This window comes from Variovorax sp. P1_H2 (genome assembly GCF_056405295.1).
On record NZ_JBFUCJ010000020.1, the window covers coordinates 16,072 to 31,623 of the forward strand.

At 67.8% G+C, this 15,552-nt stretch carries 13 protein-coding genes and 2 tRNA genes; 8 read left to right on the forward strand and 7 right to left on the reverse strand.

Translation table 11 applies throughout. The features are described 5' to 3' along the window. Positions 1 to 167: 167 nt before the first annotated feature. On the forward strand, positions 168 to 2,312 hold the full coding sequence (locus AC1D2E_RS09760; protein WP_478197266.1) for a RelA/SpoT family protein: 2,145 nt from the start codon (positions 168 to 170) through the stop codon (positions 2,310 to 2,312). Between the two features lie 48 nt (positions 2,313 to 2,360). After that, positions 2,361 to 2,437 (forward strand) — tRNA-Val (locus AC1D2E_RS09765). 167 nt (positions 2,438 to 2,604) lie between these two features. Here the strand turns inward: AC1D2E_RS09765 and gdhA are convergent. After that, positions 2,605 to 3,948, reverse strand: coding sequence for an NADP-specific glutamate dehydrogenase (gene gdhA / locus AC1D2E_RS09770; protein WP_478197222.1), 1,344 nt, complete (start codon positions 3,946 to 3,948; stop codon positions 2,605 to 2,607). Between the two features lie 217 nt (positions 3,949 to 4,165). Between gdhA and AC1D2E_RS09775 the strand changes: the two genes are divergently transcribed. The 3 genes from AC1D2E_RS09775 (at position 4,166) to rimO (ending at position 6,629) form a co-directional block, all read left to right on the forward strand. Further along, positions 4,166 to 4,531 carry a hypothetical protein gene (locus AC1D2E_RS09775; RefSeq protein ID WP_478176511.1) on the forward strand — a complete coding sequence of 122 codons (366 nt, stop codon included), beginning with the start codon at positions 4,166 to 4,168 and terminating at the stop codon, positions 4,529 to 4,531. A gap of 118 nt (positions 4,532 to 4,649) precedes the next feature. Continuing rightward, positions 4,650 to 5,183 (forward strand): polyhydroxyalkanoate synthesis repressor PhaR, encoded by a 534-nt coding sequence (gene phaR / locus AC1D2E_RS09780; RefSeq protein ID WP_478197223.1) that lies wholly within the window; start codon positions 4,650 to 4,652, stop codon positions 5,181 to 5,183. Between the two features lie 39 nt (positions 5,184 to 5,222). Next, entirely contained in the window at positions 5,223 to 6,629 is a 1,407-nt protein-coding gene (gene rimO, locus AC1D2E_RS09785) for a 30S ribosomal protein S12 methylthiotransferase RimO (protein ID WP_478176509.1), read from the forward strand. 84 nt (positions 6,630 to 6,713) lie between these two features. On the opposite strand, the gene AC1D2E_RS09790 is transcribed toward rimO, so the two are convergent. From AC1D2E_RS09790 to AC1D2E_RS09800, 3 genes are all read right to left on the reverse strand, one after another. Further along, on the reverse strand, positions 6,714 to 7,049 hold the full coding sequence (locus AC1D2E_RS09790; RefSeq protein ID WP_478197224.1) for a DUF1090 family protein: 336 nt from the start codon (positions 7,047 to 7,049) through the stop codon (positions 6,714 to 6,716). A gap of 77 nt (positions 7,050 to 7,126) precedes the next feature. Next, complete coding sequence (locus tag AC1D2E_RS09795) at positions 7,127 to 7,705, reverse strand: hypothetical protein (protein WP_478197225.1); 579 nt, start codon at positions 7,703 to 7,705, stop codon at positions 7,127 to 7,129. Positions 7,706 to 7,821: 116 nt separating this feature from the next. Continuing rightward, positions 7,822 to 7,906 (reverse strand) — tRNA-Leu (locus AC1D2E_RS09800). A gap of 87 nt (positions 7,907 to 7,993) precedes the next feature. Between AC1D2E_RS09800 and rnr the strand changes: the two genes are divergently transcribed. Beyond that, complete coding sequence (rnr, locus tag AC1D2E_RS09805) at positions 7,994 to 10,270, forward strand: ribonuclease R (RefSeq protein ID WP_478197226.1); 2,277 nt, start codon at positions 7,994 to 7,996, stop codon at positions 10,268 to 10,270. A gap of 17 nt (positions 10,271 to 10,287) precedes the next feature. Then, the gene (locus AC1D2E_RS09810; protein WP_478197227.1) at positions 10,288 to 11,049 is read left to right on the forward strand and encodes an SDR family oxidoreductase; all 762 of its coding nucleotides are present in this window, start codon (positions 10,288 to 10,290) and stop codon (positions 11,047 to 11,049) included. Positions 11,050 to 11,136: 87 nt separating this feature from the next. On the opposite strand, the gene AC1D2E_RS09815 is transcribed toward AC1D2E_RS09810, so the two are convergent. Beyond that, positions 11,137 to 11,709 (reverse strand): nucleotidyltransferase family protein, encoded by a 573-nt coding sequence (locus tag AC1D2E_RS09815; protein ID WP_478197228.1) that lies wholly within the window; start codon positions 11,707 to 11,709, stop codon positions 11,137 to 11,139. A gap of 40 nt (positions 11,710 to 11,749) precedes the next feature. On the opposite strand from AC1D2E_RS09815, the gene pdxH reads away from it, so the two are divergent. Further along, the gene (gene pdxH, locus AC1D2E_RS09820) at positions 11,750 to 12,397 is read left to right on the forward strand and encodes a pyridoxamine 5'-phosphate oxidase (RefSeq protein ID WP_478197229.1); all 648 of its coding nucleotides are present in this window, start codon (positions 11,750 to 11,752) and stop codon (positions 12,395 to 12,397) included. Between the two features lie 7 nt (positions 12,398 to 12,404). Here pdxH and AC1D2E_RS09825 read toward each other — a convergent pair whose 3' ends face one another. Beyond that, positions 12,405 to 13,361, reverse strand: coding sequence for an AEC family transporter (locus tag AC1D2E_RS09825; protein ID WP_478197230.1), 957 nt, complete (start codon positions 13,359 to 13,361; stop codon positions 12,405 to 12,407). A 41-nt stretch (positions 13,362 to 13,402) separates the two neighbouring features. After that, positions 13,403 to 15,520 (reverse strand): TonB-dependent receptor, encoded by a 2,118-nt coding sequence (locus AC1D2E_RS09830; protein ID WP_478197231.1) that lies wholly within the window; start codon positions 15,518 to 15,520, stop codon positions 13,403 to 13,405. Positions 15,521 to 15,552 lie beyond the last annotated feature (32 nt).

The following is a 15,552-nucleotide window of genomic DNA, read 5'->3' on the forward strand; positions in this document are numbered from 1 at the left end:
CTCTCTCACGTCTCTCGTGAAGCTTTCGGGCCCGTGTGGCGGCAGTCTCTCATCGGGCGCAGCGATCCATGAAGCGCGAACAGTCCAACCTGCACGTGCCGGCGCCGTCCGATTCGCTGGTGGTCGACTATCCGCTGTCGGCGGCGACCGCCGAGCGCACGCCGGTGATGGCGAACATGCTGGCGCGGGCGCGCGCCTTCGCCGAGCCGCTGATCGCCGACGAGACGCTGGACACCGGCGAGAACACGCTCGCGCACGCCGATGCGGTGGCCGCCATCGTGCGTGCCATGGGCGGTTCCGAAGCCATGCAGGCGGCCAGCTACCTGGTCTATTCGTGCCAGCACCTGAACCGGCCCCAAGAGGTGATCGCCAAGGTGTTCGGCGACAACTTCGCGGCGCTGGCGGTCGAGACCACCAAGCTCGTGCACGTGCAGAAGCAGGCCCGATCGGCCACTGCCAGTGCGCACCTGGCCGATGGCGCCGGCACCCAGACCGAGAACGTGCGCAAGATGCTGCTGGCGTTCTCGCGCGACCTGCGCGTGGTGATGCTGCGGCTGGCCTCGCGGCTGCAGACCCTGCGGCACGCAGCGGCCAGCAAGCAGCCGCTGCCCGAGAACGTGGCGCGCGAGTCGCTGCAGGTGTTCGCGCCGCTGGCCAACCGGCTGGGCATCTGGCAGGTCAAGTGGGAGATCGAGGATCTGTCGTTCCGCTTCCTCGAGCCCGAGACCTACAAGCTGATCGCGCGCCTGCTCGACGAGAAGCGCATCGAGCGCGAAGGCTATGTCGAGCAGTTGCGTGCCCGGCTCGAACGCGAGCTGGCCGGCGAGGGCATCCAGGCCAAGGTGCAGGGGCGGCCAAAGAACATCTACAGCATCGTCAAGAAGATGCGCGGCAAGTCGCTCGACTTCGCGCAGGTGTTCGACATCATGGCGCTGCGCGTCGTGGTGGCCGACGTCAAGGACTGCTATGCGGCGCTGGCCTGGGTGCACTCGCACTTCCAGCCGATCGACGAGGAGTTCGACGACTACATCGCGCGGCCGAAGCCCAACGGCTACCAGTCGCTGCACACGGTGGTGCGCGACGTGGTCGACGGCCATGTCGGCAAGCCGATCGAGATCCAGATCCGCACCGAGGAAATGCACGACCATGCCGAGCACGGCGTGGCCGCGCACTGGGCCTACAAGGAGGCCGGCCACAAGGGTTACGCGGGCGTCTGGGCCAGCGGCGAGTACGACGCCAAGATCGCGGTGCTGCGGCAGCTGCTGGCCTGGGAGCGCGATCTCTCGGGCGGCCAGCGCGGACAGGGCCTGTTCGACGACCGCATCTACGTGCTCACGCCCGACGCCGCGATCGTCGAACTGCCGCAGGGTGCGACCGCGGTCGACTTCGCCTACACCGTGCACACCAGCCTCGGCCATCGCTGCCGCGGTGCGCGGGTCGACGGCGCGATGGTGCCGCTCAACACGCCGCTGCAGAACGGGCAGACGGTCGAGATCATCGCGGCCAAGGAGGGCGGGCCGTCGCGCGACTGGCTCAATGCCGAACTCGGTTACCTGGCAAGCCATCGGGCGCGCGCCAAGGTGCGGGCCTGGTTCAATGCGCAGATCACGCACGAGACCGTGGCACGCGGACGCGAAGCGGTCGAGAAGCTGCTGCAGCGCGAAGGCAAGACCGCGCTGAAGCTCGATGACCTGGCCTCGCAGCTGGGCTTCAAGTCGGCCGACAACCTGTTCGAGGTGGTCGGCAAGGACGAGTTCTCGCTGCGCAACATCGAGATGCTGCTGCGTCCGCCCGAGCCGCCCCCCGGACCGGACGACGGCGTCATCATCAAGAAGGCGCGCGGCAGCGAGCAGTCGGGCCGCGGCGGGGTGCTGGTGGTCGGTGTCTCGTCGTTRATGACGCAGCTCGCGAAGTGCTGCAAGCCGGCTCCGCCCGACGCCATCCGTGGCTTCGTGACCAAGGGCCACGGTGTCAGCGTGCACCGTTCGGRCTGCAGCAACTTTCGCACGATGGCGGCGCAGAACGGCGAGCGCGTGATCGATGTGGAGTGGGGTGCGCAGAAGGGCGGCGATGCCGGCTCGGTCTATGCGGTCGACGTCGCGGTCGAGGCCGCCGACCGGCAGGGCCTGCTGCGCGACATCTCGGATGTGCTGGCGCGCGAGAAGATGAACGTGATCGGCGTGCAGACGCAGTCCGTGAAGGGCACGGCATGGATGACCTTCACCGTGGAGATCGCCGATGTGACGCGGCTCAAGCAGGTGCTCGCCGTGGTGGCTGCGGTGTCCGGCGTGCGTTCTGCGCGACGTCGCTGAAAAGTGCCCCAATAGCCTGCTATACTTCGGCCTCTCGAATACAACCTCAGGCGCGTAGCTCAGCTGGTTAGAGCACCACCTTGACATGGTGGGGGTCGTTGGTTCGAGTCCAATCGCGCCTACCAAATTTCCCCTCTGAGAGTGACCAGCTCTCAGGCCTTCGGGGAAATTTTCCTTCCCTTCGGTTCTTCTTGTTTCCGACGCTTGTCGATCCCTGTTGCAGGGGGCCTGACACGCATCGTCGCGCGTGTCGGCATGGCCTGCCTGGCCATCGGGCGGCAGTTCTCCCGCATCAGATCACGCCTTGCGCCAGCATCGCGTCCGCCACCTTGACGAAGCCCGCGACGTTCGCGCCGTCGACGTAGCTCACGGTGCCGTCTCCACGGCGGCCGTGGCGCACGCAGTCCTCGTGGATGCTGCGCATGATCGAGCGCAGCCGGGCGTCGACCTCCTCGCGCGGCCAGGAGATGCGCATCGCGTTCTGGCTCATCTCGAGGCCGGAGGTCGCGACGCCGCCGGCGTTGCTGGCCTTGCCGGGCGCGAACAGCACGCCGCGTGCTTCGAACAGCGCGATGGCGTCCATCGTGGACGGCATGTTGGCGCCTTCGGCGACGCACACGACGCCGTTCTTCGCCAGCATGGCCGCGTCCTCGGCATCGAGCTCGTTCTGCGTCGCGCAGGGCAGGGCGAGGTCGACCGGCACGTGCCAGGGCCGGCGTCCGGGCAGGAACTCGGCACCGACTTGCGCGGCGTAGTCGCCGACACGGCCGTAGTGCCGGTTCTTCACCTCCATCAGCTGCGCGAGCTTGGCCGGCGTGAAGCCGCTCGGGTCGACAACGGTGCCGCTCGAGTCGGACGCCGTCACGACCCGCGCGCCGAGGGACATGGCTTTCTCGATCGCGTACTGCGCCACGTTGCCCGACCCGGACACGCCGACACGCAGGCCTTCCAGCCCGAGGCCCTTCTGCCGCAGCATCTCCTCGGCGAAGTAGACCGCGCCGTAGCCGGTGGCCTCGGGACGCATCAGCGAGCCGCCGTAGCTCAGGCCCTTGCCGGTGAAGACGCAGTCGGCGCTGTTGCCGAGCTTCTTCATCATGCCGGCCATGAAACCGATCTCCCGGGCGCCGACGCCGATGTCGCCCGCGGGGACGTCCCGGTCGGCGCCGATGTGGCGGAACAGCTCGCTCACGAAGGCCTGGCAGAAGCGCATGACCTCGCCCGGGCTCCGGCCCTTGGGGTCGAAGTCGGAACCGCCCTTGCCGCCGCCCATGGGCAGGGTGGTCAGGGCGTTCTTCAGCGTCTGCTCGAAGGCCAGGAACTTCAGGATCGACAGATTGACCGAGGGATGGAAGCGCAGGCCGCCCTTGTAGGGCCCGATCGCGGCGCTGTGCTGGACGCGGTAGCCGCGGTTCACCTGGACGTCGCCGCCGTCGTCGACCCACGAGACCCTGAAGATGAGCACCCGTTCCGGTTCGATCAGCCGATCGAGCAAGCCGTGCGCGGCGTACCTGGGATGCTGCTCGATATAGGGCCACAGGCTCTTCATCACTTCGGCGATGGCCTGCAGGTATTCGGGCTGGGAGGGGTTGCGCGCTTGCGCGCCGTTCAGGAAATCTTCGAGCGACTTGTATTTCATCTTTTGGGCGTCATCCGGCCAGGGTCAGGGTGCGGCGATTCTGGGGCCGACGCGCGGCAGTGTCTGCGCGATACGTCCACCAAAACAAAGGGAATATTCCAATCCGGGAGCCTGGATGGAGCGAGGGGTCTATGGCATTCGGCGACTGGCAAGGCCGACTTCAGTTGTGGTAACTTGCCCGTCCGACACCTTCAACAGCATCTGATTCAGGGAACCGATGAACACCCCCGCGGCCGAGACTGATTCGCTCGAAGAACTCCGCATCGCAGCACTGGTGCGCCAGGCGCCGCTCGAGTTCGCGCGGGTGGTCTACGGGCTCAATGACCGGGCCAACGGCCGTGCGGGCACCATGGCTGCAGAAGACGTGGCGCGCACGGTGCGCCAGGGTGTGCCTGTCACGCGGGAACGGGCCGAGCAGCGGGCGCGCGGCTACCTGCCGGTGGCCGGGCAGGAACACTGCCCCCGTTGCTGGGTCTTCCACGGCATCAAGAGTCCGCTGCAATACCGCGAAGCCACCGACGACCGTCCCGAATCGGGCGGCTGCAAGGTCTGCGGCGCGGAATACGCGACCACGCTCGACTAGCGGGCCTCGAATCTGCCGTGGGCATTCCCGGTCAGGGTAAACCTTGGCGCGGTGCAGCAAAACCGCTCCCTAGAATTGCTCGCGCGCCCTGGCGCCCCCCAACAAGAAGGAGTTCCTAGTGCAGAGCAAGAAGTCCGGCGACAAGCCGGTCCAGCGGGTGATCAAGAAGTATCCGAACCGAAGGCTCTACGACACGGAAACCTCCAGCTACATCACGCTTGCCGAGGTCAAGCAGCTGGTCATGAACAAGGCTTCGTTCGTGGTCCGCGATGCCAAGACCGGCGACGATCTCACGCGGAGCATCCTGCTGCAGGTCATTCTCGAGGAAGAGGCCGGCGGGGCGCCGATGTTCTCCGAGCAGGTGCTGGCGAGCATCATCCGTTTCTATGGCCAGGCGATGCAGAGCTACATGGGCCCCTACCTCGAAAAGAACATCCAGGCGATGTCCGAGGTTCAGGCGCAGCTGAGCGAAAAGGCCGAAGGCCTGACGCCCGAAATGTGGGCCAGGTTCATGGCGGTGCAATCGCCGGTGCTCCAGGGCCTCATGGGCAACTATGTCGAGCAGTCGAAGAACGTGTTCCTGCAGATGCAGGAACAGATGCAGAAGAACACCGAGCAGGTGCTTGGCGCTTTTGGCCTGAAACGTCCCTGATCGAGACCCGGCGTCCGAGAGCTGGGACAATAGGGGCATATGAGCGAAGTTGCCTCCCCTGAACGAACTGCCGCGCCGCCGGCCCCCAAAGTCGGCTTCGTGAGCCTGGGCTGCCCCAAGGCTCTGACCGATTCCGAACTGATCCTCACCCAGCTGAGCGCCGAGGGCTACCAGACTTCCAAGACCTTCGAAGGCGCCGACCTGGTGATTGTCAACACCTGCGGCTTCATCGACGACGCGGTCAAGGAGAGCCTGGACACCATCGGCGAGGCGCTGGCCGAGAACGGGCGGGTGATCGTCACCGGCTGCCTGGGCGCCAAGACCGGCGAGCAGGGCGGCAACCTGGTGCGCCAGATGCATCCCAGCGTGCTGGCGGTCACCGGCCCCCATGCCACCCAGGAAGTCATGGATGCGGTGCATGCCAACCTGCCCAAGCCGCACGACCCGTTCATCGACCTGGTTCCCCAGGCCTTCGGCATCGCCGGCCTGAAGCTGACGCCGCGCCACTACGCCTACCTGAAGATCAGCGAAGGCTGCAACCACCGCTGCACCTTCTGCATCATTCCGTCGATGCGTGGCGACCTGGTGTCGCGGCCGGTCGGCGACGTGCTGTCCGAGGCCAAGGCGCTGTTCGAGGGCGGCGTGCGCGAACTGCTGGTGATCAGCCAGGACACTTCGGCCTATGGGGTCGACGTCAAGTACCGCACCGGCTTCTGGGACGGCAAGCCGGTCAAGACCCGCATGCTCGAGCTGGTGCGAACGCTGGGCGAGATCGCCGAGCCCTACGGCGCCTGGGTGCGCCTGCACTACGTGTACCCGTACCCGAGCGTCGACGAGGTCATCCCCCTGATGGCCAGCGGCCAGGTGCTGCCTTACCTCGACGTGCCGTTGCAGCACAGCCATCCGGACGTGCTCAGGCGCATGAAGCGCCCGGCCAGTGGCGAGAGGAACCTCGAGCGCATCGCGCGCTGGCGCGAGGTGTGCCCCGAACTGGTGATCCGCAGCACCTTCATCGCCGGCTTCCCGGGCGAGACCGAAGCCGAGTTCGAGCACCTGCTCGACTTCATCCGCGAGGCCGGGATCGACCGTGCCGGCTGTTTCGCCTACAGCCCGGTTCAGGGTGCCGCCGCCAATGAGATCCCGGGGATGCTGCCCGAGGCCGAGCGCGAGGCCCGCCGTGCGCGCTTCATGGAAGTCGCCGAGGCGGTCTCGATCGCCAAGCTGCGCCAGCGCATCGGCGCCACCATGCAGGTGCTGGTCGATTCGGCGCCAGCCATGGGCCGCAAGGGCGGCGTCGGCCGGACCTACGCCGATGCACCCGAGATCGACGGCACCGTGCGGCTGCTTCCGCCCGAGAAGATCAGCAAGACGTTCAAGGTCGGCGAGTTCACCCGGGCCCGCATCGTCGGTGCCGAGGGACACGACCTGATCGCGCTGCCGATCTGATCGCATCCGAAGTGGGTCGCCGAAGGCCTCTGGACGGGGCCCCTCGGCACACGGCTGCCGGTTGTGTTTCCTCGCTGGGGCGGCTCAGGGCTTGGCCGCCTTGAGCTTGCGAAGCTGTGCCTCCGCGCGTTCAAGTTCGACCCGCAACTGCTGCACTTCCTGCTCCTGCCGCTTGATCTGCGTCGCCGGGTCCTTGGCTGCTATCAGGGCTTCGCAGTGGGCCTGCAGCGCGGCCAGCGACTCGGTGAGCTGGCGGCGCCGGAGCATCTGGCCCCTGGCGCGCGCCTGAGCGATGTCCTCATCGAGCGTGGCCTCCTCGGCCTTGCAGCTGGCGGCATCCGTCGGCTCGGCGGCCTGGGCGAAGGTGTGGTTTGCCGAAGCAAGGAGAACGGCGGCCAAGAGGCCCAGTTTCAAACGCATGGCAAGGCAGCCTGACAGAACAGAGGTTGAAGAGCGTGGTGGCGATTCTGCACCGCGCGAGCGAAGGCAGCCAGGACCTAGCGGATCTCGACGGCGCTGCCATCCGTCACGTCGATGCCGGTGCGGACGATGCCGCTGCGGCTGCGATAGGCAAGGACACCGTGCCCGCGCGCATCCGTGTTGACGCCGAAGGCGCTCGAGTGTTCGCCCTTCGCGAGCTCGAACGGGTTCCACTCCACCGGGCGCGTGCCGCCATTGAGAGTGTCGAAGACGTGCACCAGCTGGGCCTGGCCGGTGAGGTTGACGACGGTGACTTTGAGTTGTGGCATCCAGGGGACCGAGTTGAGAGCTTCGCGGAATTCTGCCCGAGGCCGAGCGTGTTCAGGCCGCCCAAGTTTCGAGGCCGGCGCAGCACGATCCTGCGCTAGACTGCATCCGATCCGCTGGCCGATGTCCAGCGTCGACGGCCAGGCCACGCGCTTGTCTGCCAGCGGGTCACCGCACCACTTCATTCGTCGCAAACTGTCCCACCTCTCCGAATCCGTCTTGTCGGCTGCGGCGTCGAGCTTGGTCTCGATCCTTGCGCTGTTCGCATTGGCCCATGCCACCGTATGGGCAGGCGCGATCGGCGGCGGGCTGTTCGGGGGGAAGCGCACAATGGGGCGCGTGGATTTGTCTCTGGGCTCGATGGAGGCCGTGGACGTGCAATGTGTGCAGGCAACAAAAAACCCCGGTGAATCTTTGATTCGCCGGGGTCTGCTTGTATCAGATATGGTGCCCAGAAGAGGACTCGAACCTCCACGATGTTACTCGCTAGTACCTGAAACTAGTGCGTCTACCAATTCCGCCATCTGGGCCCACATGCTGCTTGGAAGTCCTTGCAGCAGGTTTTGAATTTCAGGAACGAAGGAGATCATATCAAAAATATTGGCCATCCCAGCGGCTTGCTGGATGAAATTGAAGGTTCGGTGCAAGGACACCGCGATGGACACGGTTTCGTACAACGCGATGACGGCGAAGCCGACATCTATCTGCCCCCCAACGAGATGCGCGCGGTGCTGCACAAGGACCGCGTCAAGGCGCGCATCGTGCGCCAGGATCGACGCGGCCGTCCCGAGGGCCGCGTGGTCGAGATCCTCGAGCGGCCGGAGCAGCCGATCATCGGCCGGCTGCTGCACGAAGGCGGCGTCTGGCTGGTGGCACCGGAGGACAAGCGCTACGGGCAGGACGTCCTGATTCCCAAGGGCGCGACCGGTACCGCCAAGGTCGGGCAGGTGGTCGTGGTGCAGCTCACCGAGCCGCCCGCGCTGTTCGGCCAGCCGGTCGGCCGCGTGAAGGAAGTGCTCGGCGAGATCGACGACCCGGGCATGGAGATCGAGATCGCGGTGCGCAAGTACGGCGTGCCGCACGAGTTCTCCGAGGCGTGCCTGGCCGAAGCGAAGGCGATTCCCGACAAGGTGCGGCCGGCCGACAAGCACGGCCGCATCGACCTCACCGACGTGCCGCTGGTCACCATCGACGGCGAGGACGCACGCGACTTCGACGATGCCGTGTATTGCGAGCCCGCGAAGGTCGGCCGCGGCAAGGGCTGGCGCCTGCTGGTCGCGATCGCCGACGTCAGCGCCTATGTGCAGACCGGATCGGCCATCGACATCGATGCCTACGATCGCGCGACCAGCGTCTACTTCCCGCGCCGCGTGATTCCCATGCTGCCCGAGAAGCTGTCGAACGGCCTCTGCTCGCTGAATCCCGAGGTCGAGCGCCTGTGCATGGTGTGCGACATGCTGGTCGCGGCCGACGGCGAGATCTACGCCTACCAGTTCTATCCGGCAGTGATGTGGAGCCATGCGCGCTTCACCTACACCGAGGTGGCGGCGATCCTCGGCAACACGCGCGGCCCCGAGGCGCAGAAGCGCAAGGACCGCGTCAAGGATCTGCTGAACCTGCATGACGTCTACCGGGCGCTGCTCAAGCAGCGTTCGAAACGCGGCGCCGTCGACTTCGAGACCACCGAGACGCAGATCATCTGCGACGACGCCGGCCGGATCGAGAAGATCGTGCCGCGCACCCGCAACGAGGCGCACCGCCTGATCGAGGAGGCCATGCTGGCGGCCAACGTCTGCAGCGCCGACTTCATCGCCGAGGGCAAGCATCCCGGCCTCTACCGCGTGCACGAGGGCCCGACGCCCGAGAAGAAGGAGATCCTGCGCGGCTACCTGAAGGCCATGGGCGTGGGCCTGTCGATCACCGACGACCCGAAGCCGGGCGAGTTCCAGGCGATCGCCGAGGCGACCAAGGACCGGCCCGACTCGCAGCAGATCCACACGATGCTGCTGCGCTCGATGCAGCAGGCCATCTACACGCCGATCAACAGCGGCCACTTCGGCCTGGCCTACGAGGCCTACACGCACTTCACCAGCCCGATCCGCCGCTACCCCGACCTGCTGGTGCACCGCGTGATCAAGGCCATCCTCGGCAAGACCAAGTACCAGCTGCCGATGCTGCCGACGCCGGGCGAGGCGCATGCCAAGCTGGCGAAGCGGCTGGCCTCGCGCGTCAAGGCGCCGACCAGCAAGCCGCAGAAGGCCACGGTCGCGCCGACCAAGGAAACGCTGGCCTGGGAGGCCGCGGGCCTGCACTGCAGCGCCAACGAACGGCGCGCCGACGAGGCCAGCCGCGACGTCGAGGCCTGGCTCAAGTGCAAGTACATGCGCGAGCACCTGGGCGAGGAATATGGCGGCGTGGTCACGGCGGCGACCACCTTCGGCATCTTCGTCACGCTCGACGCGATGTATGTCGAGGGCCTGGTGCACATCACCGAGCTCGGCGGCGAGTACTTCAAGTTCGACGAGCATCGCCAGGAGCTGCGCGGCGAGCGCACCGGCATCCGCTATGCGATCGGCACCCGCGTGCGGGTGCAGGTGAGCCGGGTCGACCTCGATGGCCGCAAGATCGACTTCCGCCTGGTGCGCGAAGGCGAGGATCTGGCGCCCCGCGCCATGAAGGACAAGGGCGCTGCAGCCGCGGGCGTGCCGGTCAAGGCCTCGGCCAAGCGCTCGCGCAGCAAGGCCGAGGCACCGGTCGAGCGTGCGGAGCGCGCCGATCGCGCCGAGCGGACGGAGCGGGCCGCGGCGGCGGCGCCACAATCCGCGATGCAGGCCTTCAGGACCGCGGTCAAGAAGGCAGCCAACAAGATGAAGGGGCGCAAGCCGCGCCGTTGAAAATTAGGAGCACAGGAATGAGTGGTGAGAAGACAAGCCGTATCGCGGTCGTCACGGGCGCCGGCAGCGGCATCGGCAGGGCGGCTGCGCTGGCCTTGCTGGGCGATGGTTGGAGCGTGGTGCTGGCAGGCCGTCGACAAGAGCCCCTCGAGCAGGTCGCCAAGGAGTCGGGCGCCGGCGCGCGGGCACTGGCCGTGCCCACCGACGTGGCCGATGCGGAATCGGTGAAGGCGCTGTTCGCGGCCGCGGTCGAGCGCTTCGGCCGCGTCGACCTGCTGTTCAACAACGCCGGCGTCGGCAATCCGCCGGGCCCGTTCGAGGACTGGACGCCCGAGCAGTGGCAGGGGGTGGTCGACATCAACCTGACCGGCATGTTCTATTGCATCCAGCAGSCCTTCCGCACCATGAAGGCGCAGACGCCGCGCGGCGGCCGCATCATCAACAACGGCTCGATCTCGGCCACCGCGCCGCGGCCCAATTCGATCGCCTACACCGCGACCAAGCATGCGGTGCAGGGCCTGACCAAGACCGCCTCGCTGGACGGCCGAAAGTACGACATCGCGGTCGGCCAGGTCGATGTCGGCAATGCGATGACCGAACTGGCCGCGCGCATGACGAAGGGCGTGCCGCAGGCCAGCGGCGAGATCGCGATCGAGCCCGTGATCGACGTCGCCATCGTCGGGCAGTCGGTGCTCTACATGGCCAATCTGCCGCTGGAAGCCAACGTGCTGTTCCACACGATCATGGCGACCAAGATGCCCTTCGTCGGTCGGGGATAGCCCCCACGCTCCCCCACTGCGTGTGGGTCGCTGCCSCCCGAGGGGGCCGCAGGCCGCCTCGGGGCGGCCCGGCGCCGGCCTGGGCGTTTAGCCGAGCCGGGCTTGCATCAAGGCTTCGGCGCGCGCGAGTTCGTCGGGCGTATCGATGTCGGTCACGATGCCGATATCGTCGACCCCGATGTCGGCCACCTGCCCGCCTTCCCTGAGCGCACGCAGCACGGGGGCGGCGCCCTGGTTGCCCGACAGTCGCGAAAGCGGCTCGAAGCAGCTGGCGGCGAAGCCCACCGGATGGCCGCGCTGGCCGCGGTAGTTCGGCTGCGCCGCCTGCATCGAAGGGCCCAGCGCGCATGCCACGGCGTTCAAGGTCGCGGGCTGCACCAGCGGCAGGTCGGCCGGCAGGATCAGCCAGCCCGCGGCGTCGGCCGTGGCCCGCACCGCGGCGGCGATCGAGTCGCCCATGCCCGGATGGCCCACGTCCTCAAGATGCCAGGGCAGGCCGCTTGCGCGCACCGCGGCCAGCGTGTGCGCGAGCACGGTGGCGCCGGCCAGCGGCGCCCTCAGCTTGTGGCCTTCGCCGCCGGCGGCACGGAAGCGCTCGCCGCGCCCCGAAGCGAGAACGATGACGGTCGGCGGGCGGAATTCGGGCGTGGCGGCATTCATGGCCGCAGTATGTCCGCTTCGCTTGGGCAACAATCGCGGCATGAGTTCATCCAATGAATCGCTGGCCGCGCTGCGCAAGAGCTACGAGCGCGCCGAGCTCGACGAAACCCACAGCGCCGCCGACCCGCTCGACCAGTTCGAACGCTGGCTCGCCGAGGCGATCGATGCCCAGGTGCCGGAACCCAACGCCATGACCCTCGCCACCGTCGGCGGCGACCTGCGCCCGTCGACGCGCATCGTGCTGATCAAGGGCTACGACGCCCGCGGCATCGTCTGGTACACCAACTACCAGAGCCGCAAGGGCCAGGAGCTGGCCGGCAATCCCTACGCGGCGCTGCAGTTCCACTGGGTCGAGCTCGAACGCGTGGTGCGCATCGAGGGCCGGGTCGAGAAGGTCGATGCCGCCGAGAGCGACGCCTACTTCGCGAGCCGCCCGCTCGACTCCCGCATCGGCGCCTGGGCCAGCCCACAGAGCGAGGTCATCAGCGGACGCGACGTGCTGGTGAAGAACGCCGCGCTACAGGCCGCGAAGCACCTGCTCTCGCCGCCGCGGCCGCCGCATTGGGGCGGCTTCCGGCTGGTGCCCGACCGCTGGGAGTTCTGGCAGGGGCGCAAGAGCCGGCTGCACGATCGGCTGCGCTATCGCGCCGAGGGCGGCGCCTGGGTGCGCGAGCGGCTGGCACCCTGACAAGGCCTCAGAGCCGGCCCGCGAGCGCCATCACCACCGAGACCGAGGCCAGCGCCATCACGGTCGAGACCACCACGCTGGCGGTGATCAAGCCTTCCGAGCTCCGGTAGCGCTGCGCGAACAGGAACACGTTGGCGCCGATCGGCAGCGACGCCGCCACCACCATCACGGTCAGCGGCAGGCCACGCAGGCCGAAGGCCAGTCCGAACGCGGCGACCAGCGCCGGATGGACCAGATTCTTGATCGACGCGTGGGCCAGCGCCTGCCGCCAATGCCGGCCGACCGGCGTCAGCGCCAGCGTGATGCCGACCAGCATCAGCGCCACCGGGCTGAAGGCCTGCCCCAGCAGGGCGATCGGCCGGTCGAGGACCGCCGGGATCGCGAGCCCGGTCTGCGCGAACAGCAAGCCCAGCAGGATCGGCGCCTGAACCGGATGGATGATCGCGTTGCGCAAGGCGCGCCCCACCGTGCGCGCCATCGGCGGCCGCCCTTCGCCGCCGGACGCCAGGCGCTGCGCATCCTCCTGCGCCAGCGCGAGCTCGAGGAACACGGTGGCGCTGGTCAGCAGCACCAGCGAATGCAGCGAGATCAGCGTCAGCAGCACCACCATGCCCTCGGGCCCGTAGGCCAGGCCCACGAGCGCGATGCCGATCATCACGGTGTTGCTGTAGGTGTTGGCCAGCGCCAGCACGACGCCGGTGCGGTTGAAGCCGCGCCACACCAGCGTGGCCGCGAAGATCAGGCCGGCGGCGAGGAAATAGGCCGCCACCGGCTTCAGGCTCAGCTGCTCGACGCGCACCGTGCTCATCGAGCGGAACAGCAGCGGCGGCGCCAGCAGCAGAAACACCAGGTTGGACAGGTCCTTGACCGAATCGCCGCGGATCCAGCGCTTCCTCCCCGCCAGCCAGCCGACCGCGATGAGGATGACCACGGGCAGCAGCGAGGAAACGACGGGACCATTCATGCCCGTCGAGAATAGCCGACGGACCCGGCCGCTGCCGGACCCTAGAAAGTCGCGCGCAGCCCCAGTTTCAAGCTGCGCCCCGGCAGCGGCGCATTCGGATACACGGTCGTCGTCAGGATCGAGGTCGCGCTGTAGGCCAGCGCGTTGCCGATGTTGTCGACGCGCGCATACCACGTGAGGTTGGCGCGCTGCACCTGCTGCTTGTAGCTGATCGACGCGTTCCACAGCGTGTAGGCCGCGGTCGCGCGGTCGCCCATCGGCGGCACCCGGTTCTGCGCCGCGTTGTAGTCGAAGCCCAGCCGTGCGGTCCACGCGCCCCGGCCCCAGGCCAGCGTGCTGCCGATCCGCCACGGCGCGATCCGCGGCAACGGCTCGCCGGTGTCGGTGTTGGTGGCCCGCACCAGATCGCCGCGCCATTCGAGATCGAGGGTCGAGCCGTCGCCCGCGCGGGAGAAGCCCTCGGCACCGAGCAACTGCAGGTTGCCGTTGGCTTCGAGGCCGGTGAAGCGGGCTCGCACGCCGTGGTAGACGTAGTCGGCGAAGACCTCGGGGAACAGCAACTGCCCGTCCGCCGTCTCGACCGGCGGCGGATTGAGTTCGCCGTCCGCACTGCGCACGTTGCCGGTGGCCGTGAGCCCGATGTAGTTGCTGAAGCGGGTCACGTAGGCATTGAACTTGGCCGTGTTGGCGCCGGACCTCCATTGGGCGCCGAGATCGAGGCCGGTCGACTCCTCCTTCTGGAGCTTCGGGTCGCCGGTCTCCCAGGCCGCCGTCGCCACGTGCGGGCCGTTGGCGAACAGCTCGTAGTCCTTGGGCGCCCGCTCGGTGTAGGCCAGGTTGGAAGTCAGCTGCCACTGCGGCGTCAGGTTCACCAGCGCGCCGAAGGCCGCGCTGTTCGGGTGGAAGTCGCGCTCGCCGACGAAGAAGCGCGTGACTTCCGGGTTGGTCGGATCGCCGAGCGACCGCACCTTGACCTCTTCGGTGCGGGCGCCGAAGCTCAGGCGCCCCCACGAAGTGYCGAGCTCCTCGTGCAGGAACAGCGCGTTCGACTTCGTGCGGCTGTCGGGCGCGAAGGCCTCCTCGCCATTGGCCGAGAAGCGGCCGCTTTCGCTCGTGAAACCGACCATGCCCTCGAGGTCGCCGATCCGGCGATGCCGCGCCTCGATGCGCAGGTCGTTGCTGTCGTTGGCGAAGGTGGTGCCGGGCAGCGGACCCTCGTACTCGGTGTGCTGGTACTCGGTGCGGCTGAATTTCGCGTGCACGTTGCTGAAGAAGCCGCCGGGCCGCCATTCGCCCTCGAGCGCGTAGCGGTCGGACTTCATGCCGATCGTGACGTCGTCCTCGGCCACCGTGCCATAGGTGCTGCGGTAGGTGCTGGCCGAGGCGCCGATCCAGCCCTGGTCGAAGAACAGCGTGCCACCGAATGCGCCGCCGTCGGCCTGGTTGGCCGAGTTGCAGATCTTGCGCGCGAAGCCCGGCCGCTTCGGGTTCTCGCAGGCCAGCTCGATCGGTACCGAGACGTCGTCGGAATCGCGGTGGAAGGCATCGACGTGCAGCGCATAGCGGCCGGTGCCACCTTCCAGCACCACACCGCCCGCCTTCTCCCGGTTGCCGGTGGCGTAGCCGAGATCGGCCCGCCCCCCGAAGCCCTCGATCGGTTCGGTCGGGATCCGGTTGTCGATCACGTTGACCACGCCGCCGACGGCGCTGCCGCCGTACTGCAGCGCGGCCGGTCCGCGCAGCACTTCGAGCCGGTCGGTGACCAGCGCATCGACCGGCACCGAGTGGTCGTAGCTCAGCGCCGAGGCATCGGGCGCGCTGCCGCCGTTCTGCAGGATGCGGATGCGATCGCCGTCCTGGCCGCGGATCGTCGGCCGGCTGGCGTTGGGGCCAAAGTTGGTGCTGGCGACGCCCGGCAGGCCGTTCAGCGTCTCGCCAAGCGTGGATTGCGAGCGCAGCAGCAGCGACTCGTTCGACAGCGAAGTGGTCGGCGCGATCAGCTCGGTGGCGCCGAGCGGATTGCCGGTGACGGTGATCTCGGCGAGCGAGGGCGCGGGCGCCTCGGGAGCGGCCTGCTGCGCCCAGGCAGTGAGAGACGTGCAGGACAGGAGAGACAGCACCGCGACGCCCACGCGGTGGCGAGGAAAGGAAAAGGACATGAAGGAACACTCGTTGAATCGATGAACAGCCG